Annotated in this window: 16 protein-coding genes and 3 pseudogenes; 8 read left to right on the forward strand and 11 right to left on the reverse strand. The window is 72.4% G+C overall.

Annotated elements, in window-relative coordinates; translation table 11 throughout:
* Window positions 1–635: 635 nt before the first annotated feature.
* Window positions 636–1,094: a cyclic nucleotide-binding domain-containing protein gene (locus tag ACGFYH_RS16095; protein ID WP_393803755.1), complete on the forward strand. Its 459-nt coding sequence runs from the start codon at window positions 636–638 to the stop codon at window positions 1,092–1,094.
* A gap of 34 nt (window positions 1,095–1,128) precedes the next feature.
* The gene (locus tag ACGFYH_RS16100; protein ID WP_393803756.1) at window positions 1,129–1,791 is read left to right on the forward strand and encodes a CBS domain-containing protein; all 663 of its coding nucleotides are present in this window, start codon (window positions 1,129–1,131) and stop codon (window positions 1,789–1,791) included.
* A 226-nt stretch (window positions 1,792–2,017) separates the two neighbouring features.
* Here the strand turns inward: ACGFYH_RS16100 and ACGFYH_RS16105 are convergent, their stop codons facing one another.
* Window positions 2,018–2,728, reverse strand: coding sequence for a CBS domain-containing protein (locus ACGFYH_RS16105; RefSeq protein ID WP_393803757.1), 711 nt, complete (start codon window positions 2,726–2,728; stop codon window positions 2,018–2,020).
* 176 nt (window positions 2,729–2,904) lie between these two features.
* Here ACGFYH_RS16105 and ACGFYH_RS16110 point away from each other — a divergent pair, with 176 nt between their 5' ends.
* A complete protein-coding gene (locus ACGFYH_RS16110) occupies window positions 2,905–4,224 on the forward strand; it encodes a nicotinate phosphoribosyltransferase (protein ID WP_393803758.1) in 1,320 nt (439 codons plus the stop codon).
* A gap of 114 nt (window positions 4,225–4,338) precedes the next feature.
* On the forward strand, window positions 4,339–4,797 hold the full coding sequence (locus tag ACGFYH_RS16115; RefSeq protein ID WP_393803759.1) for a universal stress protein: 459 nt from the start codon (window positions 4,339–4,341) through the stop codon (window positions 4,795–4,797).
* Between the two features lie 119 nt (window positions 4,798–4,916).
* Here the strand turns inward: ACGFYH_RS16115 and ACGFYH_RS16120 are convergent, their stop codons facing one another.
* From ACGFYH_RS16120 to ACGFYH_RS16150, 7 genes and pseudogenes are all read right to left on the reverse strand, one after another.
* Window positions 4,917–5,573: an OsmC family protein gene (locus ACGFYH_RS16120; protein WP_393803895.1), complete on the reverse strand. Its 657-nt coding sequence runs from the start codon at window positions 5,571–5,573 to the stop codon at window positions 4,917–4,919.
* Between the two features lie 131 nt (window positions 5,574–5,704).
* The gene (locus ACGFYH_RS16125) at window positions 5,705–6,613 is read right to left on the reverse strand and encodes a pyridoxamine 5'-phosphate oxidase family protein (RefSeq protein ID WP_393803760.1); all 909 of its coding nucleotides are present in this window, start codon (window positions 6,611–6,613) and stop codon (window positions 5,705–5,707) included.
* 52 nt (window positions 6,614–6,665) lie between these two features.
* Window positions 6,666–6,932 (reverse strand): annotated as a pseudogene (locus tag ACGFYH_RS16130) (alcohol dehydrogenase catalytic domain-containing protein); the annotation flags it as partial.
* A gap of 271 nt (window positions 6,933–7,203) precedes the next feature.
* The gene (locus ACGFYH_RS16135; RefSeq protein WP_393803761.1) at window positions 7,204–7,524 is read right to left on the reverse strand and encodes a universal stress protein; all 321 of its coding nucleotides are present in this window, start codon (window positions 7,522–7,524) and stop codon (window positions 7,204–7,206) included.
* A gap of 168 nt (window positions 7,525–7,692) precedes the next feature.
* Window positions 7,693–8,394 (reverse strand): FAD:protein FMN transferase, encoded by a 702-nt coding sequence (locus tag ACGFYH_RS16140; RefSeq protein WP_393803896.1) that lies wholly within the window; start codon window positions 8,392–8,394, stop codon window positions 7,693–7,695.
* A gap of 28 nt (window positions 8,395–8,422) precedes the next feature.
* Window positions 8,423–8,872, reverse strand: a complete 450-nt coding sequence (locus ACGFYH_RS16145; protein WP_393803762.1) for an FMN-binding protein — start codon at window positions 8,870–8,872, stop codon at window positions 8,423–8,425.
* Window positions 8,873–8,880: 8 nt separating this feature from the next.
* Window positions 8,881–10,251, reverse strand: coding sequence for a ferric reductase-like transmembrane domain-containing protein (locus ACGFYH_RS16150; protein ID WP_393803763.1), 1,371 nt, complete (start codon window positions 10,249–10,251; stop codon window positions 8,881–8,883).
* Between the two features lie 145 nt (window positions 10,252–10,396).
* Here ACGFYH_RS16150 and ACGFYH_RS16155 point away from each other — a divergent pair, with 145 nt between their 5' ends.
* The 4 genes from ACGFYH_RS16155 (at window position 10,397) to ACGFYH_RS16170 (ending at window position 14,455) form a co-directional block, all read left to right on the forward strand.
* Window positions 10,397–11,128, forward strand: a complete 732-nt coding sequence (locus tag ACGFYH_RS16155) for a response regulator transcription factor (protein WP_393803764.1) — start codon at window positions 10,397–10,399, stop codon at window positions 11,126–11,128.
* Window positions 11,125–12,591: a sensor histidine kinase gene (locus ACGFYH_RS16160; protein ID WP_393803765.1), complete on the forward strand. Its 1,467-nt coding sequence runs from the start codon at window positions 11,125–11,127 to the stop codon at window positions 12,589–12,591. Before ACGFYH_RS16155 ends, ACGFYH_RS16160 begins: the two co-directional genes overlap by 4 nt.
* Before the next feature lie 65 nt (window positions 12,592–12,656).
* Window positions 12,657–13,448 carry a phytoene/squalene synthase family protein gene (locus ACGFYH_RS16165; protein WP_393803766.1) on the forward strand — a complete coding sequence of 264 codons (792 nt, stop codon included), beginning with the start codon at window positions 12,657–12,659 and terminating at the stop codon, window positions 13,446–13,448.
* A complete protein-coding gene (locus ACGFYH_RS16170) occupies window positions 13,445–14,455 on the forward strand; it encodes a DUF5914 domain-containing protein (RefSeq protein ID WP_393803767.1) in 1,011 nt (336 codons plus the stop codon). The genes ACGFYH_RS16165 and ACGFYH_RS16170 overlap by 4 nt, the downstream gene beginning before the upstream one ends.
* A gap of 13 nt (window positions 14,456–14,468) precedes the next feature.
* On the opposite strand, the pseudogene ACGFYH_RS16175 reads toward ACGFYH_RS16170, so the two are convergent.
* The 3 genes and pseudogenes from ACGFYH_RS16175 to ACGFYH_RS16185 all read right to left on the reverse strand — a co-directional run bounded on the left by ACGFYH_RS16175 (window position 14,469) and on the right by ACGFYH_RS16185 (window position 17,985).
* Window positions 14,469–16,036 (reverse strand): annotated as a pseudogene (locus ACGFYH_RS16175) (FAD-dependent oxidoreductase).
* Window positions 16,033–16,773 (reverse strand): methyltransferase domain-containing protein, encoded by a 741-nt coding sequence (locus tag ACGFYH_RS16180; RefSeq protein WP_393803768.1) that lies wholly within the window; start codon window positions 16,771–16,773, stop codon window positions 16,033–16,035. Before ACGFYH_RS16180 ends, ACGFYH_RS16175 begins: the two are co-directional and overlap by 4 nt.
* Window positions 16,770–17,985: pseudogene (locus ACGFYH_RS16185) on the reverse strand (lycopene cyclase family protein). The gene ACGFYH_RS16180 and the pseudogene ACGFYH_RS16185 overlap by 4 nt, the downstream one beginning before the upstream one ends.

Consider the following 17,985-nt stretch of genomic DNA (forward strand, 5'->3'; position numbering starts at 1 on the left):
CTACCGCCGTCGTGGGCACTCCTTCGAGGGGGGTGCGGGCGGAAGTCGTCCGTGACGGCATCCTGCCCGCTACACTCCCACCGCTCCACGTTCCCTCAGGTCAAGCCACGAAGTACTGCTGGAGTACTAGGGCCCGTCCCACGGCTCAGGTCCCGGCGAAGAACGTGGTGCGCCATCGGCGTACGTGGAATCCGGTGCGTGCCTGTGCGAGGCGCGTAGGGCGGCAGCACGATGGGGCCGGTCGGCCCTTCCACCCCGGCGATCCGCGTGGTGTGCTGGAGGTGGCGGGAAGGACAGCAGGGACACGGGGAAACGGTCGGAATCCGTGCACCGTGCGATCAGGATCCGCGAGAAGCGGATGTCCTTCCCGGCCTTGATGCGCCCTGGCTGCACCTCCCTTGTGCGGCATCTGCGGCGGCCCGGATCCTCTCCCTCTGCCCGGGCCGGACTGCTCTCTCCGTCGTGGCACCCGGATGGCCCCACTTGCCCGGGGCCGACGGTCCCGGCAGTGCCCGGAAGGCCCGTGGTGCCAGGGGCGCACACGCGACAGGCTGGCTGGTACCAGGGAAGAGCAGCCGCACATGGCAGCCGCCCGAACGACCGCTCCCCGAGGGCCGCGGGAAGGAGACGAAACGATGACCTCCACAACCACCCTCCCGATAGCCATGTCGGCGCAGCACCGCGAACGTCTGCTGCGACTCGCGCGCGAAGTCTCGTTCCCGTCGGGTGCGCGGCTGTTCGAAGAGGGCCGGCGGGCCGATCGCTTCTGGATCATCCGCACCGGAACGGTCGTTCTGGACATCCGCGTCCCCGACGGCCGCAACGCCGTCGTCGAGTCGCTGGGCCACGGCGAACTGCTCGGCTGGTCCTGGCACTTCCCCCCGTACCAGTGGCACCTGGGCGCCGAGGCACTCAGCCCGGTACGGGCCTGGGAGTTCGACGCGAAGACCGTCCTGACCGTGAGTGCCGAGCACCCCGAGTTCGGCCGGGCGGTCGCGACCTGGGTCGGGCAGGTGGTGGCCGACCGCCTGCAGAAGACGCGCATCCGTCTGTTGGACCTGTACGCCCCGCACGGCAGCGGAATCCTGCCGTGAGTACGGCTCCTCAGACCGGGCCGAGGAGGAAGCCATGCTCAACAGCCCTCACACGGTGAGTGACGTGATGACGCACACGGCCGTGGCCGTGGGTCCACAGGCTCCGTTCAAGGACATCATCGCGCTCATGGACCAGTGGAAGGTCAGCGCCCTGCCCGTACTCGAGGGCGAGGGACGAGTGATCGGTCTCGTTTCCGAGGCCGACCTGCTGCCCAAGGAGGAGTTCCGGGACAGTGACCCGGACCGCTTCACTCAGATGCGCCGCCTGACCGATCTGGCCAAGGCGGGCAGTCTGACCGCGGCGGACGTCATGACGGCTCCGGCCGTCACCGTCCACCCCGACGCCACCCTCGCCCAGGCCGCACGCATCATGGCGCAACGGAAGGTCAAGCGGCTGCCCGTCGTCAACGCCGAGGGACTTCTCGAGGGTGTCGTCAGCCGAGCCGACCTGTTGAAGGTGTTCCTGCGCACGGACGACGACATCGCCGAAGAGGTCGGCCTGGAGGTCGTCGCACCGCTCTTCCCCTCACCGGCGGACGCCGTCCGGGTGGAGGTGTCGGACGGCCTCGTCACTCTCCGAGGAAGGGTCAAGGACACCTCGTTGGTGCCCGTGACCGCCCGCCTGGTGCGCGCCGTGGAGGGTGTCGTCGACGTCCGGTGGGACCCGACGGACGTCGAAGCCCCTGCCGAAAGGTGAAGGGACTCATCGAGTACCTGCTCGGCGCGCACTCAGTCCGGACTGCGCCGACGGCGATTCACGTCTACGCGTACGGCGATCACCGACCCGGAGTCCGTCTCGTGCCGGTACGCACCCGTGGTGAGCCTGTCGAGAGCCTGACGGACCGCCGCCGACGATGTCCATGGTGTGACGGACAGGGCGAGAGTGGTCGCGAGTTGCCGGCTGTTCGCCTTCGCCCCACCCATCACCTGCCCTCCGATGTGTGCCTGTGCTCCTCCTGCATGAGATCCGGTTCCGTGACCGGGCGGTGCCGGGGGCCAGTCAGCGCGCACCGCACGTCCACGACGCCCTCGACCGAGCGCACCAGCCGTTCGGCCAGCGGAACGAGCGAGGTGTCCGGCACCCGGCCGGTGAGGGTGACGACTCCGTCGTGCACCTCCACATGCACCGATCCGAGTCCTTCCGGGAACCGGCTCCCGACGATCTCCCGGCGGACCTCCTCGGCGATGTCGGGATCGGACCGCAGGAACACCCTGAGCAGGTCTGCGCGGCTGACGATGCCCTGGAGTACGCCTGCCTGGTCGACGACGGGGAGGCGCTTGACCCTGTGACGTGCCATGAGACGGGCAGCCCGGGCCACAGGTGCCTCCGGCTGGACGGTCACGGCGGGAGTGGTCATCAGGTCCTCCGCGGTGACTGCCCGCGCCTTCACCAGTGCCCCGGGGGTCCGGCTCCGGGGGCCGCGCTTGTGGTCGCTGTCGCGGAATTCCTCCTTGCGCAGCACGTCGGCCTCGGAGACGACACCGATCACATGGCTTCCGGAGTCGATGACGGGAAGTGCACTGATCCGCTGCGTCTCCATGGTCCTGACGATGTCCTTGAACGTCGCTCCACCGGCCAGGGCGATGACCCTGCGGGTCATGACGTCGTCGACTCTGTAGACGTGGCCGTCCATGGCTTCCTCCCACCTGGCTGGAGAGTGTCCCGACACCTACAGGGTCCGTCACCGTTGCCGCGGACGCATGGGGCCGAGTGGCCACGGGGAGTGGCCGGCCGGCCCTTCCCCACGCCCCGGGGAGCCGGTGAGGCTTGTTGTGACCGGGCACGAGTGGCTACGGGCGGGTGAGGACCATGTCGGATGTGACCACTACGGACCTGTACGAAGTCACCATGGCCCTGTCCTACCTACTCGAAGACATGAGCCGGCCCGCGACGTTCAGTCTGTTCGTGCGTGACCTGCCCCCCGAACGCGGGTTTCTCGTCAGCGCGGGCATCGAACCCGCGCTCGACTACCTCAGCGCCTTCCGCGTCACCTCGGCGGACGTGGAGGACTTCGCCTCCGCGCTGCACCGGCCGTACGCCGACCTCTCCCCGCTGTGCGGGACGACGTTCACCGGCGAGGTCCGCGCCATACCCGAGGGACGTGTCGTGTTCGCCGGAGAACCACTGCTGGAAGTCACCGCGCCGCTCGCGCAGGCCCAGCTCGTGGAGACCTTCCTGCTCAACCAGGTCTCGCATCAGACGGCCGTGGCGTCGAAGGCGGTGCGGTCCGTCCTGGCCGCCGCGGGGCGTCCGGTGATCGACTTCTCCCTGCGCCGCGCCCACGGGACCTCCGCCGGAATGCAAGCCGCGCGCACGGCGGCGCTCACGGGTTTCGCGGGAACCAGCAACGTGGCGGCGGCGGTCCGCTGGGGGCTGCCCGCGTCCGGAACGATGGCGCACTCGTACGTCGAAGCCTTTCGCGACGAGGAGGCCGCCTTCCGCGCCTTCGCCCGCGCCCACCCGGGGCCGGTGACGTTCCTGGTGGACACGTACGACTCGGTACGCGGGCTCCGTACTGCGGCTCGTGTCCTGCGCGACCTCGGGCGGGGGCCGGGGTGCGCCGTACGGCTGGACAGCGGTGACCTCGGTGATCTCGCCCGTCGTGCGCGCGCCGAACTGGACCGTGCCGGCCTTCCCGACGTCCGTGTCGTCGCCAGCGGCGGCCTGGACGAGTACGGGGTGGACGCCCTCGCCCGTTCCGGAGCGCCCATCGACGTGTACGCGGTCGGCACCCGTGTCGGCACGTCGGCCGACGCTCCGTATCTGGACTCGGCGTACAAGCTCGTGCAGTACGACGGCCGCCCGGTCATGAAACTGTCGTCCGCCAAGGTGACGTCGCCAGGACGCAAACAAATCTTCCGGCGCCGGGGTGGTGACGACGTCATCGCCCTGTGGGACGAACCGGGTCCGGCCGGGGCGGAGCCACTGCTGCGCACGCTCATGCGTGACGGCCGGCGTCTCGGCCCACCGGACACCCTGCCGGAGGGACACGCCCGGCTGACGGCGGACCTGGCGAGCCTGCCCGCCGACGCTGTGCGTATCCGGGCTCCCCGGCCGGCAAGAGCCGTGTTCTCCGAACGGCTGTCCGAGCTGACCGCGGACCTCACCGAGCGCCTCCGCTCGTCCTAGCCTCCGCCCGCGTGGCCCTGGCACGAAGTCGGGCCGGCCCCCTCTCCGCTGGCGCGGTGGCGTGCTACCGGGCAGCGTGGACAGGGGCGGACGACGCTTGTGAGTGAGGTGACCATGCAGTCCTCTGAGACGACAGCACGGGTGGTCGTGGGGGTGGACGGGTCTCCGTCCTCCTATGCCGCGCTGCGCTGGGCCGATCGGTACGCACGTTCCGTCGGTGGTGTGGTGGAGGCGATCCACGTCTGGGACACACCGTCCGCCGTCGGTTTCACCGGTCCGGCCATCGATCCCGACTTCGACCTGGAGCAGGCGCGCGAGCGTTTCGCGGCGGAGCTGGACGTCATCTTCGCCGAGGAACGGCCGCCGGGTTTGCGGGAGGTCATCGTGGAGGGCGACCCGTCCGAGACCCTGATCCGCGCTTCCCAAGGGGCCGAACTCCTCGTGGTCGGCCGCCGGGGCAGGGGCGCGTTCGCGCGGGCGATGCTGGGCTCGGTGAGCCAGCGCTGCGCTCAGCACGCGGCCTGCCCCGTCGTCGTCGTCCGCCAGGAAACGGAGACCGACCCGGCTCACTGATCCGTCTCACCGGCGGGCCGATGGGCGACTGAGCCGGTGGCCACCCGGAAACGCAGGGTCCTCGCACCGTCGACCGCGAGGCGGTCACGACGGGCGGGAACCGTCTTACCCGCTCAGCTTCAGCGTGCGCTCGTCTCCGTGCCGAGGGCGGTCTCCCCGGAGGGTGTCCCGCGCACCTCCAGCGTCACCTCGGGCGCCTGGGCCAAGGTGTTGGTCACGGTGCAGTGCGACACCACCGCACGCAGGGCGGCCAGCTTCTCCGCCGGCAGGCGGGGGGCCGTCACGGTCAGGCGCAACGACGCGACGCGCGGCGGCCGGTCGTCCGCCATGCGGAACCCGGCACGGACGGAGAAGCCGTCCCGACCGGCACCGTGCCGGTCCAGGAAGCGCCCCGCGTAGTGCGCGGCGCACGAAGCCACCGCCGCCACGAACAGCTCCACGGGCGTGGGAGCGGTGTCCTTTCCTCCGTCGGCGAGCGGTTGGTCGACGGTCAGGACATGCTCACGGACCCGGACCTCGTAGGCGTCTGCGACGACCGGCACCACGTCAACGACTCCGGGTGCGGCACTGGGCTCCGGTTCCACGGCGGCTGCCTGGAACAGCAGCAGACCGGCGAGACGCCTGGCCTCCTCTGCCGTGAGCGACGTCCACAGCTCGTCCTCGTCGTAGGAGGCGAAGGACGTGTCCAGGACGACGCGCCCCATCCGCTTGGGCAGCCCCCGGGGAGTGAACCGGGTGACATTGATCGTACGACCACAGTGTGTGTGCAGTTTCATCTCGTCTCCCGCCAGGTTTCGCCGGTCGGCCTCACCGCGTCGGCCGGTCCCGGTCCGGTCCGACGCCACCCGGGCGCGTGCTTCCGGGACCGGAGGGTCCCGCCTCGTGCGCCGTGCGAGCACCACCTGTCTCAGTAGCCGGACGCGGAAGTGATACGGCGTCCTGTCAGACGTTCCGTCTCCACGGCGAGCCACATGGTGCGTCGTCCGCCGGGCCATGGCTCGGTGTGCGCGTGCTCCGCCAGCCGACGTGCCTCCTCCGGATCCGTCACGGCCCGGCATCGACCGACCACGAGGACGCTCCATCCCTGACTCATGGGTTCGTCGATGTGGTCGACCTCGAAGGCCACCTGGCTGTCCACGGCCGCGGCAGTGGCCGCGTCGGGGTCGGTACGGAACGCGACGTCTCCCTCCGACACCACGTAGTTGAGGGGGAAGACCGCCGGGCCGTCGGGCGTGTTCAGCGCGAGGCGGCCCACTCCGTGTGTCGAGAGCAGGGCGCGGCACTCCTCCTCGTCGAGGTCGCGCAGCGTCGGGTCGCGAAGTGCCACTCCCCGCCCCGGTGGACGGTCGGCGCCGCCTCCCTGCAGCTCGACGCAGGTCGTGCCCAGGGCATCGGCCAGTCGCACGAGGCTGCCCAATCCCGGATCCGCGGTGTGCGTCTCCAGGTAGGCCAGGTACTGCGGCGCCATCCGGGCCCGTTGGGCCACCTGCTCCAGGCTCAGCCCCTTGCGTCGGCGCGCCGCGGCCAGGCGTCGACCGACGTCGCCGGCTTCGGCGGCGGCCAGGGAGGATTCCACCCCTTCGCCACGGGGCACGCCCGAAGGCGCTCCCTCCGACCCCCTCACCTCTTCTGACCCATGGTTCACACGTGCGTCGGGGCCGGGGAACACCAGAGTGACATCCCCGGTGTCGGACCAGCGCACGTCGTAGGGCGGAGTTCCGTCGTCGTGGTGGAGGCCGACTATCTCCCCGTCCCGCCGGGTGACGCCGGTGGACGGGCTTTCGACGATCAGCCGGTCGCCGAGGTGTGCGTACATGACCGCGCCCTCTCCGTCGAAGGGGTTCCTCACTCCAGCCTCGCGCGCGGTCGGCGGTGATGCAGGACACCAGGGCGCGGTCTCCCGGCCGTACGGTGCGTACGTCCGTGCCGACCTCGACGATCTCGCCGACCGCTTCGTGACCGAGGACGGTTCCGGGCCGCACCTCGGGGACGTCCCCTTTCAGAATGTGCAGGTCCGTCCCGCAGATGGTGACGGCGTCGACCCGCACGATGGCGTCGGTGGGCTCCTTCAGTTCCGGATCGGGTGTGTCCTCCCAAGCGGACCGGCCCGGACCGTGGAATACGTAGCCTTTCATCGTGATGCTCACTCTCCTAGCGCTCGGGAGCATCCGGGGCCACGGTGACCGGTCCGCGCCACGCGGGCCCACGACCGTCGGTACGACGGGGATTGCCCCACAACTCCAGAGTGTCCCCGGCAGCACGGACGCCGCTTGGGCCGGTCGGCCCCCGCCCGCCGCCTGTCGGCCCTCGGCCCGCTCGGCGTGCTCACGTCCGCTCCGGCACGACGACGACCGGGCAGGCCGAGCGGTGCAGGACGGCGTGGCCGCCCCTGGGTGCGACGGCCGATCACCAGCAGGCCGGCTTCCGCCGAAGCGGCGGGCAGCACCGCGCGTGCCGGGCCCTCGACGGTGTGCCGGCGCAAGGCGACGTCGGGCGGTGCGTCTTCAGCCGGAGCCCATCGCCCACCTTCTGTGGGACACGCTCCGTCCAGTGCTGGTGGGTCTTCGCGCCGAGGACCGGATCCTGGGCCAGGACCGCGGGAGCCGGCTCCCACACGTGGAGCAGGCGTACCGGCAGATCGCGCAACTCGGCCTCACGGGCCGCCCACTCGGCGGCGGCGTGGCTCTGGGGCGAGCCGTCGATTCCCACCGTGATCGTGCGGGTCATGTCGCACACCTCCCGTGTCGGCCCTTCCGACTCCAGCGTGTCGCGCAACGGAGGCGCCGGGGTAGGGGCCACTCGTCCCCGGACACGACCGAGGGTCCCTTCGGCCGGTCCGTGCGGCCGAACCGCAGGTCGGCATCGGTCCCGACGCCCGGCGGACCGCCTTCCCGCTCAGCCCTTGCCGGTCGTCCAGGTCTGTCCGTCCGGCATCACCGCGAAGGCGGCGACGCCGGGCAGGGCGCCCAGCCACCCGCGGGCTTCGGCGCCCATGCAGTACGCCGCCGTCGCGAGCACGTCGGCCTCCGTGAGCGAAGGAGCGGTCACGGTCAGCGAGGCGAGGCCGTCCGTGGGCGGCGCGCCGGTGCGCGGGTCCACGATGTGGCATCCCCGCTCGCCAGGCCCGGACGTGGCGATTGCCAGCAGGCCTCCGGGCGACTCGACAACCGCGGCGCAGGAGCCGGGCCGGAGGGGATGGGTGATGCCTACGCGCCAGGGCCCGCCGTACAGTTGCACGTCCCCTCCCCCGTTGAGACACACGTGCTCCGCCCCCGCCTCGCGGAGCAGAACCGCAGCACGCTCCACCGCCCATCCCTTGACGAGGCCGCTCGGGTCGAAGACGCCCGAGTGCCACGCCGCGAACCGGCCGCCGGTGCGCCGGTGGGCGTCCGCACACAGGGCGAGGATTTCGCGCAGTTCCGGCTGCCACTCCTCGGGCACGGGGCGCCCGTGCCCGACGCGACTGACGGCGCTGTCCGGCCGGAAGGGCGAGAAGACCTCGTCGACGTGGTGCAGCAGGCTTTCGGCCGCGTCGAGGGCCCGGCGGAGGCTGGGCGTGGGTTCGGCGCGCACCGTGCAGGAGAACACCGTGCCCATCGTGTGCACCACGCGGTGCAGTGCCGGCTCAGGCACGAGCCTGGTCCAGCGCGCTCTGCAGAGAGCTCATGTAGCCCTCGCTCGTGTAGGTCGCGCCCGAGACCGCGTCGAGGTGGGCGCTCTGGGCGTTCACCGTCTCCTTGATGAGAGCGGGCACCGCCGAGGCGTTGATCTGCCGGCTGCGGGGGTCGCCGCCGGGAGACTGCACGGCGCGCGCGGCGACGATCCGCGAACCGTCGAGCGTGAGCTGCACCTGAACGGGCCCGTAGCGGGTCTGGACCGTGGGACCTGTGACCGTACGGGTTCCCGAGGAGGTTCCCCCCGTGCCGGTGCCGGTGCCGCTGCTCGGCGTGGGCGTCGTGGCGGGCGGCAGGGCGCCGACCGGCGGATGGTGAGGCTTGAGCGACAGCGCGAGGACCGTCACGGTGACGGTGGCGGCGCAGGTCAGCGCGGTGCGGCGGACGGGGTGGGCGCGCATGGCGGGGCTCACAGTTCGAAGGACTCGTGGTGGATGCGGGACGCGGGCACCCCGGCGTCCCGCAGGGCGTCGTACACGGCCAGGGACAGTCCCCTCGGCCCGCACAGGTACACGTCGTGCCGGTCGACGTCCGGCACGACCGCCCTGAGCCGTTCCGCGGTGATCCGGACGCGCGAGCCGTCCGGGTTGTTGAGGACGTACACGAGACGGGCGCCGCGTGCGGCGGCGACGGCTTCCAGTTCCCCGCTCAGCGCCAGCTCCTGCGGGGTGCGCGCCCGGTAGAGCAGCGTCAGGTCGCCGGGCGCGGCGGGCAGCGTCTCGAACAGCGTGCGCAGCGGGGTGATCCCGGTGCCGCCCGCGATCAGCAACACCTTGCGGCGGCTGCGTCGTGCCGCGGTGAGGGCGCCGTACGGCCCTTCCGCCCACACCCGGGTGCCGGGGCGGAGGGCGGCGACGGCCGCACTGTGATCGCCGAGCGTCTTGACGGTGATGCGCATCAGGTCGTCGCGCGGCACGGCCGAGAGCGAGTACGGATGGCTGGCGCCCCGCATGCCGGGGGTCAGGAAGCGCCAGCGCAGGAACTGCCCGGGCCGGGCGTCGAGCCGGTCGAGCCGGCGACCCCGCATCCAGACGGAGTACACACCGGGTGCCTCGGGCACGACGGCCTCGACATGGATCCGGTGCCGGAGATTGAGCCGCACCGGGATGAGGACACGGAAATACAGGACCAGGCAGGCCACGGAGGCGTACAGCGTGTACCAGGCGGCGCGGGCGGGCGCGTTGCTCACGAAGTCCGCCCCGACGGCCAACTGGTGCGAGAAGCCGAGGAAGACCGCCGCGTACGTGAACAGGTGCAGGTGGTACCAGGTCTCGTAGCGCATCCGGCGACGTACCGCGCGCACCGAGGTGTAGCCGACGGCGAGCAGTATCAGGGCGCCTGCCGTGGCTTTGAGCATCTCCGGCAGATCGAACACGATCGTGCCGAGTTCTCTCAACGCCCCCACCTGTGCCTGTGCCGTATAGCCGAGGACGATCAGCAGGATGTGCGCCAGGAGCAGGCCGATGGTCCAGCGACCCGCCGAGGCGTGCCAGCGCGCGGCACGGTCGCTGCCCACCCGGCTCTCCAGCCACGGCACCCTCGCCATCAGGGCGACCAGCAGGGCGCACATGTAACCGCACAGGAGCCCCGAGATGCGCCCCGCACCGGTGAGCCAGCCGGCCGCACCGACGACCGAGCCCGTGTCCCTCCACCACAGCGCGAGTACGGCGATGCCTCCGGCCCACGCGGCCGCCTGGAGCGCCGCGGCCGGTGATGCCCGCCACGGCGTGGCGGAGGCGCGGTGCCGCGCCGGGGGCGGTCGGTCGGTCGCGGTGGCCATGGACGTCTCCTCGGGCAGGGGCTGTCCACTGTGGCGCCGCGACCTCTGAGCCGGCTCTGAGCCGCACCCCGACCGTGACGGTACGAGGGGGCGCAGAAGACGTTCAGAGGAAATCCAGAGGGTTACGGGGGATGCTGGGACGGCCATGAACACACCCAGCGCAGTCCTGACCCGTGCCGACGGCACCCCCGTGCGCGTCCTCGTCGTCGACGACGAACCCGATCTCGCAGAGGTCGTCACCGGAGCCCTGCGCTACGAGGGCTGGGACGTCCGCGCGGCGGCCTCGGCGGACGCCGCCGTCCGCGAAGCCCGCGCCTTCCGGCCCGACGCCGTCGTCCTGGACATCATGCTGCCGGACCGCGATGGGCTGTCGGTCCTGCGCGACCTGCGCGCCGAGCAGCCGCACGTGTGCGTGCTGTTCCTCACGGCGCGGGATGCCGTCGAGGACCGCATCACCGGGATCACGGCGGGCGGCGACGACTACGTGACCAAGCCGTTCAGCCTCGGGGAGCTCGTCGCGCGACTGCGCGGCCTGCTGCGCCGCGCCGGGATGACACGCGAGCGGGCGACCGACTCCCTGCTCGTGGTCGGGGACCTGGAACTGGACGAGGACGCGCACGAAGTCACCCGGGGCGGCGACCTGATCGACCTGTCGCCGACCGAGTTCCAGCTGCTGTGCTGCCTCATGCGGCACGCTCGTCAGGTGTTGAGCAAGACGCAGCTTCTCGATCTGGTCTGGTCCTACGACTTCGGAGGCGGTGCCCACGTCGTCGAGCTGTACATCTCGTACCTTCGCAAGAAGATCGACTCGGGCCGCGCCCCGATGATCCACACGGTGCGGGGCGCCGGATACGTCCTGAAGCCGGCGCCCCAGTGAGGTGGCCGCGCCTTCATACGCTGCGCGCCCGCCTGACCGCCGGGCTGCTCGTGCTGCTCGCCGTCGCGTGCGCCACGGTGGGCGGGGCGGCCGTACTGGAACTGAACGGGTTCCTCACCGACCGCCTCGACCAGCAGCTGGCCGACACGGGCAGCGCTTTCGCGGCGAGTCTGGAGCACCCGGAGACGGACCACGACGACCACGACGGAGACGAACGCGGTGACACCCGCCGCCAGGCAGCCGAGACGCTGGGGGTCCGGATCGCGGACGGCCGGGTGACCAACGCCGCCGTGGTCCGACAGGGCGACGCACCGGCTGACGTGGTCACCCTCGAGGTCGACGCCGACGACGCCCGGGCCCTCGCGGCTGTGCCCACGGACGGACAGGGCCACAGCGTCGAGCTGACCGGTCTCGGCGACTACCGGGTGATGGCATGGCAGGGGCGGGACGGCGACACGCTGATCACCGGCCTGCCGCTGGAGCCGGTCGAAGCGGCGGTCCACCGGCTCGAACTCGTCGCGGGCGGGGTCTTCGGGCTGGCGCTCGTCGGTGCCGGCGTCGCGGGTGCGCTCTGGGTGCGCTGGTCCCTGCGCTCCCTCAGCCGCATCGCCGACACCGCGACCCGGGTCAGTGAGCTTCCCCTCGCGAGCGGGACGGTCGCGCTGCCCGCGCGCGCCCCCGACACCCGGCCACGTAGCGAGGAGGTCGACCAGGTCACCACCGCGTTCAACCGGATGCTGGGGCACGTGGAGCATGCCCTGACCCAGCGCCAGCGCAGTGAGGAGCGTCTGCGCAGCTTCTCCGCCGACGCCAGTCACGAACTGCGCACCCCCGTGGCCTCGGTGCGCGGTCACGCCGAGCTGGCTCTGCTCCACCCCGGCCCCCTGCCACCCGAGGTGGGCCGCGCGCTGGAGCGGATCGCCGCGGAGTCCGCCCGGATGGGCGCCATGGTCGACGACCTTCTCCTGCTCGCCCGGCTGGACGCCGGCCGCCCCCTGGAGGACGAACCCGTCGACCTGACGCGGCTCGTGCTGGACGTGGTCGACGACGCGCGGGCCGCCGGTCCGGATCACCGGTGGTCCCTGGAACTGCCGCAGGAGCCGGTCATCGTGTCGGGCGACCGGCACCGCCTTCACCAGCTACTCGCGAACCTCACGGCCAACGCCCGGCTGCACACACCTCCCGGTACCGCGGTGACCGTGGGTGTACGACGGGACGACGACGGCACCGCCTGCCTCACGGTGACCGACGACGGGCCGGGTGTCCCGCCCGCCCTGCGCAACCACCTCTTCGACCGATTCGTCCACGGAGACGGCCCCCGCGGCGCCGACGGGGGCGGCACGGGCCTCGGGCTGTCCATTGTCGCCGCGGTGGCCGCCGCACACGGCGGCAGCGCGACCGTCACCGGCGGCCCGGGCACCACCACGTTCACCGTGCGCCTGCCGCGACGACCGCCCGGGTAGCCCCGGCCGGCACGGGACCGAGCGTCGCACTGGGCACGCACCGTGGCCGCCGGGGTGCACCGGACGTGCTGAGGATCCAGTCTGGAAAGGAATCCGGCAGTGATTCCGTCAGGCGCTCCGCCGGGCTTTCGGCGCGTGCCCTCCACCGACTTCAGGAGGTCAGGGCCGTCGCGGACACCGCCGGCCGGTACGGCATCGATCATGCGCTCTTCGCCGACTTCCTGTCCTCGATGCGGGCCGACCTGACCGTCACCCACTACCCGACCTTCGCCGATCTGCAGGGGTACGTGCACGGTTCGGCGGCGGTCATCGGCCTGCAGATGCTGCCGGTCCTCGGCACGGTCACGGCCCGGGAGCAGGCGGCGCCGCACGCGGCGGCGCTCGGCGTGGCGTTCCAGCTCACCAACTTCCTGCGCGACGTCGGCGAGGATCTCGACCGCGGGCGGGTCTACCTGCCCGGTGATCTGCTGGCCGCGCACGGCGTGGACCGGCCCCTGCTGGAGTGGAGCAGGCGTACCGGGCGCCGCGACTGCCGCATCCGGGCCGCTCTCATGGCGGCGGAGGCCATGACGCGGCGCGTGTACCGGACGGCGGAGCCGGGCATCATCATGCTCGATCCGCGGGTGCGTCCCTGCACTCGTGCCGCGTTCACCCTCTACGGCGGGATTCTCGACGCGATCGCCGAGCAGGACTACAGCGTGCTGCATCGTCGTGCGGTGGTGTCGCGTCGGCGTCGGGCGGCAACGGCCGCTGCCGGGGTACTGCGCGTAGCCGGTGCCCGGTTGCGTGCTCGTACGGAGGACCGCGTGGCACGGGCAGGAGCGTCGGCAGTCGAACGGAAGGGTCCGGTGCGGTGAGCGGTCGAGGGAACGGCAAGCGGTGGTCGCCACCCTTGCGCCGACGTGCTTCCGGTCCCCACTGGGCGGCTCAGACTCCGACGTGGCGACAGGCGCGTCCCGCGCTCATCGCCGACGCGCTCAAGAGGGCGTCCGCCCGTCCGTCCGGCAACTGGTTCGTGGTCGGCGCCTCCCGGAACGTGCGCGCGGGCGACCGGCCATACGGCCGGACGATCGGTGGTGTGGAGGTCGTGCTGTGGCGCTCGGAGGACGGCGAGCCCCGTGCCGGCGCGGGCAGCTGCCCGCACCTGGGCGCTCCGTTGCGCGACAGCCGGGTGGTGTGCGGCACGCTGGTCTGCCACTGGCACGGGCTCGCCCTGGACGGTTCCGCGTCCGCCGGCTGGCGGCCGTTCCCCGTGCACGACGACGGCGTACTCGTCTGGGTGCGGCTGGACGAGGTGGGCGGCGAGGAGCCCAGCGAGCGGCCCGTCGTGCCCGCCCGGCCCGTAACGGGCCGTGGGGTGGACGCGGTGTTCACGGCGGTGGGGCGGTGCGAACCGCAGGACGTGGTGGCCAACCGGCTCGATCCGTGGCACGGCTCGTGGTTCCATCCGTACTCGTTCGTCGACCTTTCGGTGGTGCGTGAGCCGCAGGGGGACGAGGACGACGCCTTCGTCGTCGACGTCTCCTTCCGGGTGGCTGGGCGGCTCGTGGTGCCGGTGCGGGCCGAGTTCACCGCGCCGGAGCCGCGCACGGTCGTCATGCGCATCACCGACGGGGAGGGCGCCTCGTCCGTGGTGGAGACGCACGCGACGCCGCTGACCGGGCCGGACCACGAGCGTCCCCGCACCGCCGTGGTCGAGGCGGTCGTCGCCGCCTCGGACCGGCCCGGCTTCGCCGTGGCCCGGGCCGCGGCCCCCGTGCTGCGCCCGCTGATGCGCCGTACGGCCGGACGGCTGTGGCGCGACGACCTAGCCTACGCCGAACGGCGCTGGACGCTGCGCAGCACCGGTCGGTTTCCCGGCTGAGGGCGGCCGCCGGTCAGGGAGCCGAGTGGCGTCCTGCGGCGGCCCCGAGCGCTCGCAGCACGGGCGAACGCCCGGTCCGGGGAACCGTCCACAGGGTCTGGCCGCGCACTCCACGGTCGGCGAGCAGGGCGTTCGCGGCCAGGAAGCCGGTGGTGGCGGCCCGTTCCATGAGGGCGACGGGCAGGTCGCAGCGGATTCCGTCGCCGGCCAGGGTCAGCCACGAGTGGGGGGGTGCGCACGGTGGGGCGCCACCGGTGGGAGCCGACCTCGAACAGCGGGCAGTCCGAGCGCCACTCGTGCCGGGCGTCGACGACGCGCGCCTCACGGGTTTCCGGGTACACCTGGCGCAGCCGGTCGACGAGTTCGTCCTGCACCTCCTTCGGTTCGGCCGCCGGGTCCACGGCGTAGGCGTGCAGTTCCACGACCGATCCCCCGTTCCGCGCGGCCCAGCGGGCGGCCTCGCCCTCGTACCGCTCCAGGACGCTGACGTTGTCCAGTCCGTCGTAGCCGCTGGTGCCGAGGAACCCGGGCCGGTCGGCGTCGACCGGCCGGTCGAGCCAGAGCCGCGAGACGAGGAACGGCGGCGCGTGCGCAGGGCGGCGATGCCGTCCCGCCAGGCGTCGGTGCCCAGGCCGGGTGACGCTGCGACGGTCTGCCGCAGCCCCGCGGTGTCGAGGGCCAGCACCACCGCCTGGTGGCGGTCGGCACCGGTGTCCGTGATCACGTCCGCTCCCCCGCCGTCGCGCGGAAGGACCCCTTGCACGGGGGTTCCGGTGCGCACGTCCACTCCGAGGCGCCTGAGGTAGTCGCCCAGTGGGTCCCACAATGCCTGGGGGAAGGGTTCGGCCGGTACGTCGAAGAGCAGGCCCTCGGCCGATCCGAGGAAGTAGATGTGGAACATCAGCAGCAGTTCCGCGGCGGACAGCCGCCGCGGATCGGCGAAGAAGCTGCGGGAGAACACCTCGAAGGCCAGGTGGTGCGCCGCTTCGGGAAGCGCACGCCTTCCAGGAAGCCGGTGGCGGTGACGGTGTCGAAGCGTTCGTAGACCTCGGGCACGCGCACGTCGAGGAGCGGCAGTGCGGCCCGCGCGTCCATCGCGGCGAGGTCCCGCCACCCGAAGGCGGGGCTGAGCGCGACGAAGCCGAGCGCGCTGAACGGCGGGGTCCGCGGGACACGGGCGAAGCTGTCGGTCAGACCGCCGCTGTGCCGCAGCGGGTAGTCGGGCAGCGGGGTGAGGCGCTCCAGGCCGGGGTCCGTGCGGCGGAGCAGTCCGCGGAGGTTGTAGTACTGGCGGAAGAAGGCATGGAAGCCTCGGGTCATGGTCACGGCGCTGCCGTCCGCCAGCGTGGTGCGCCGGCCGGAGAGTCGGCCACCGAGTGAGTCCCCTTTCTCGTACAGGGTCACGCGGGCGCCGCGTTCGGCCATGAGGGTGGCCGCGGCCAGACCGGCGATCCCGCCGCCGATCACCGCCACGGACGGCTCGTCACCGCGTCGGAATCGGTCCGCACCGGGTGCGGGGAAGACGATCTCGGCCTTGCGGTCGCGGCCCCGTCGGGCGGCGGTGGTGCGGCGGGCGGTCACCGGACGCGGTCCTCTGTCGTCTTGGGCTCGCCCTTGCGGGCGAGGAAGGTGTGCACGGTGCCCGTCTGCCATCCGGCGACGGGGGCGACGCGCACCGAGGTCAGGCCCGCCCGCCTCAGCCGGGCGGCGAACTCGGGTGCGGTGTCGAAGGCGACGACGCTGTGCCGGAGATGGCGGTAGAGGGTGCGGTCGCCGGTGAGTGTGCCCGCGGGGACGACGAGCCCGCGGCACACCGCCGACCACAGGGCCCGGTGCACCGGTGAGCCGCTGAGGCTGTACTCGTGGGCGGCGAAGCGTCCGCCCGGCCGCAGGAGTCCGCGGACCCTCCCGAGGACCGCGTCCGGGTCGGTGACGTTGCGGAACAGGTAGGCGGCGAAGACCGCGTCGAAAGGGCTCTCGCCCTCGCGGACCGCACCGACTTCCTCGGCGGTCAGGTGGAGGAAGCGCACGCGTGGGGGCCACGGTTTGGCAAGTGCTCGGCGCAGCATGCCGGCGGAGGCGTCCACGGCCGTGATCCGGGCCCGTGGGGCGGCCCTGAGCAGGGCCCGGGTGGAGGCGCCGGTGCCGCATCCGAGGTCGAGCAGGTGCAGTCCGGCCCCGTCGTCCGGGAGCGCGAGACGTCGGGCCGAGCGCAGGAGGCCGGCGCGGTAGCCGGGATTGAGGGCCGTGAGGTGGTCGTAGGTGTGGGAGGCGTGGTCGAAGGCGCGGGCCAGGTCGTGGTCGCGCGGGAGCGTCATCGGGTGTGTCCTCCGGTTCGGTCGGCGGGCCGGGAGCGGCGCGGGAGGAAGGGCACTTCGGCCGCGGTGCGCAGCATCGGCCGGACGGGGGTGCGCAGCCCGATGCCCCACTCCTCCCGGAGCGAGGTCGTGCCGTCGAGGAACCTCAGCAGACGCTCGGCCGGGACCCGGCGGAACAGGTCGGTGAAGAAGCGCGGCCCGTCGATGCGACCGGTGTCCAGGGCGCGCAGCAGGATCGCGTCCATGGCCAGCGCCCGCAGCCCGTGCGGTGCCGGGAAGCGGTCGTGTCCGTCACGCAGGGCGGCGGCGATGGCCCTGCTGTGGCGTTGCACCGCGGCGAAGGTGTAGCCGGTGGCGGACGAGTGGCACCGCCCGCGGTGCCGATACGGAACACGGCGTGCCCGGCACGCCGTGGAAAGCGGGCGTCGGTCATGGGGATGCCCCCTGCTCCGTCCGTTCCACGGTGAGTCGGCCGAGTCCAAGGATGTCGCGGCAGTAGTGCCCGAGTGCCGACTCGTACGCCGCGGTGGTCAGCACGTCGCGGGAGAACTCGGTGTACTCCATGAGCGCCCGGTCCGGCGCCAGCGGCAGGACGTAGCCGAAGGCGAGCCCGCGGGCCGGCTGCGGAACCCGGAAGTCCATCAGATCCGCGACCGCGGGATCGAACCGGTCGGTGTCGGTGCGCACGAACCAGCCACGGAAGTGCTGGAGCAGCCGCGTACGCGCCGGCGGCAGACCGGGCAGCGGCCGCGAGTCGAAGACCCTGCGGGCGTACAGCGTCAGGGGCCGGCCTCCCGGCAGCGCGCACCGGACCTCCGCGCCCGCGGGTACGGCGCGCACCGCTTCCGCCGTCCCTCGCAGAAGGCGCGCTCCCTCCGTACGGGCCAGGCGGCCGTGGACCAGTCGCTCGAAGTCCGCGGAGCGCACCATGCGGTAGGTGAAGGGGGCCGGATCGACGGTGACCGAACCAGCGTCCGCGCCGTGCAGACGCAGTACGGACCAGGAGGCGCTGACCGCCTCTTCGAGGCCGTCGGTGCCGGCGCCCCAGTAGCACCAGGTGCGCTCCGCGGGGCGCAGCGGCCCGTCCGGCGGCTCCACCAGGGTCACGGCGGTGGCCGTGCCGCTCTCCGTCAGCCGGTGAGCGAGGCTGAGACCGGCCGCACCGCCACCGAGGACGAGGACGCCCGAGTCCTCAGTGCAGCGGGGTGTCAC

Source organism: Streptomyces sp. NPDC048392 (genome assembly GCF_043200575.1).
Lineage (GTDB): Bacteria > Actinomycetota > Actinomycetes > Streptomycetales > Streptomycetaceae > Streptomyces.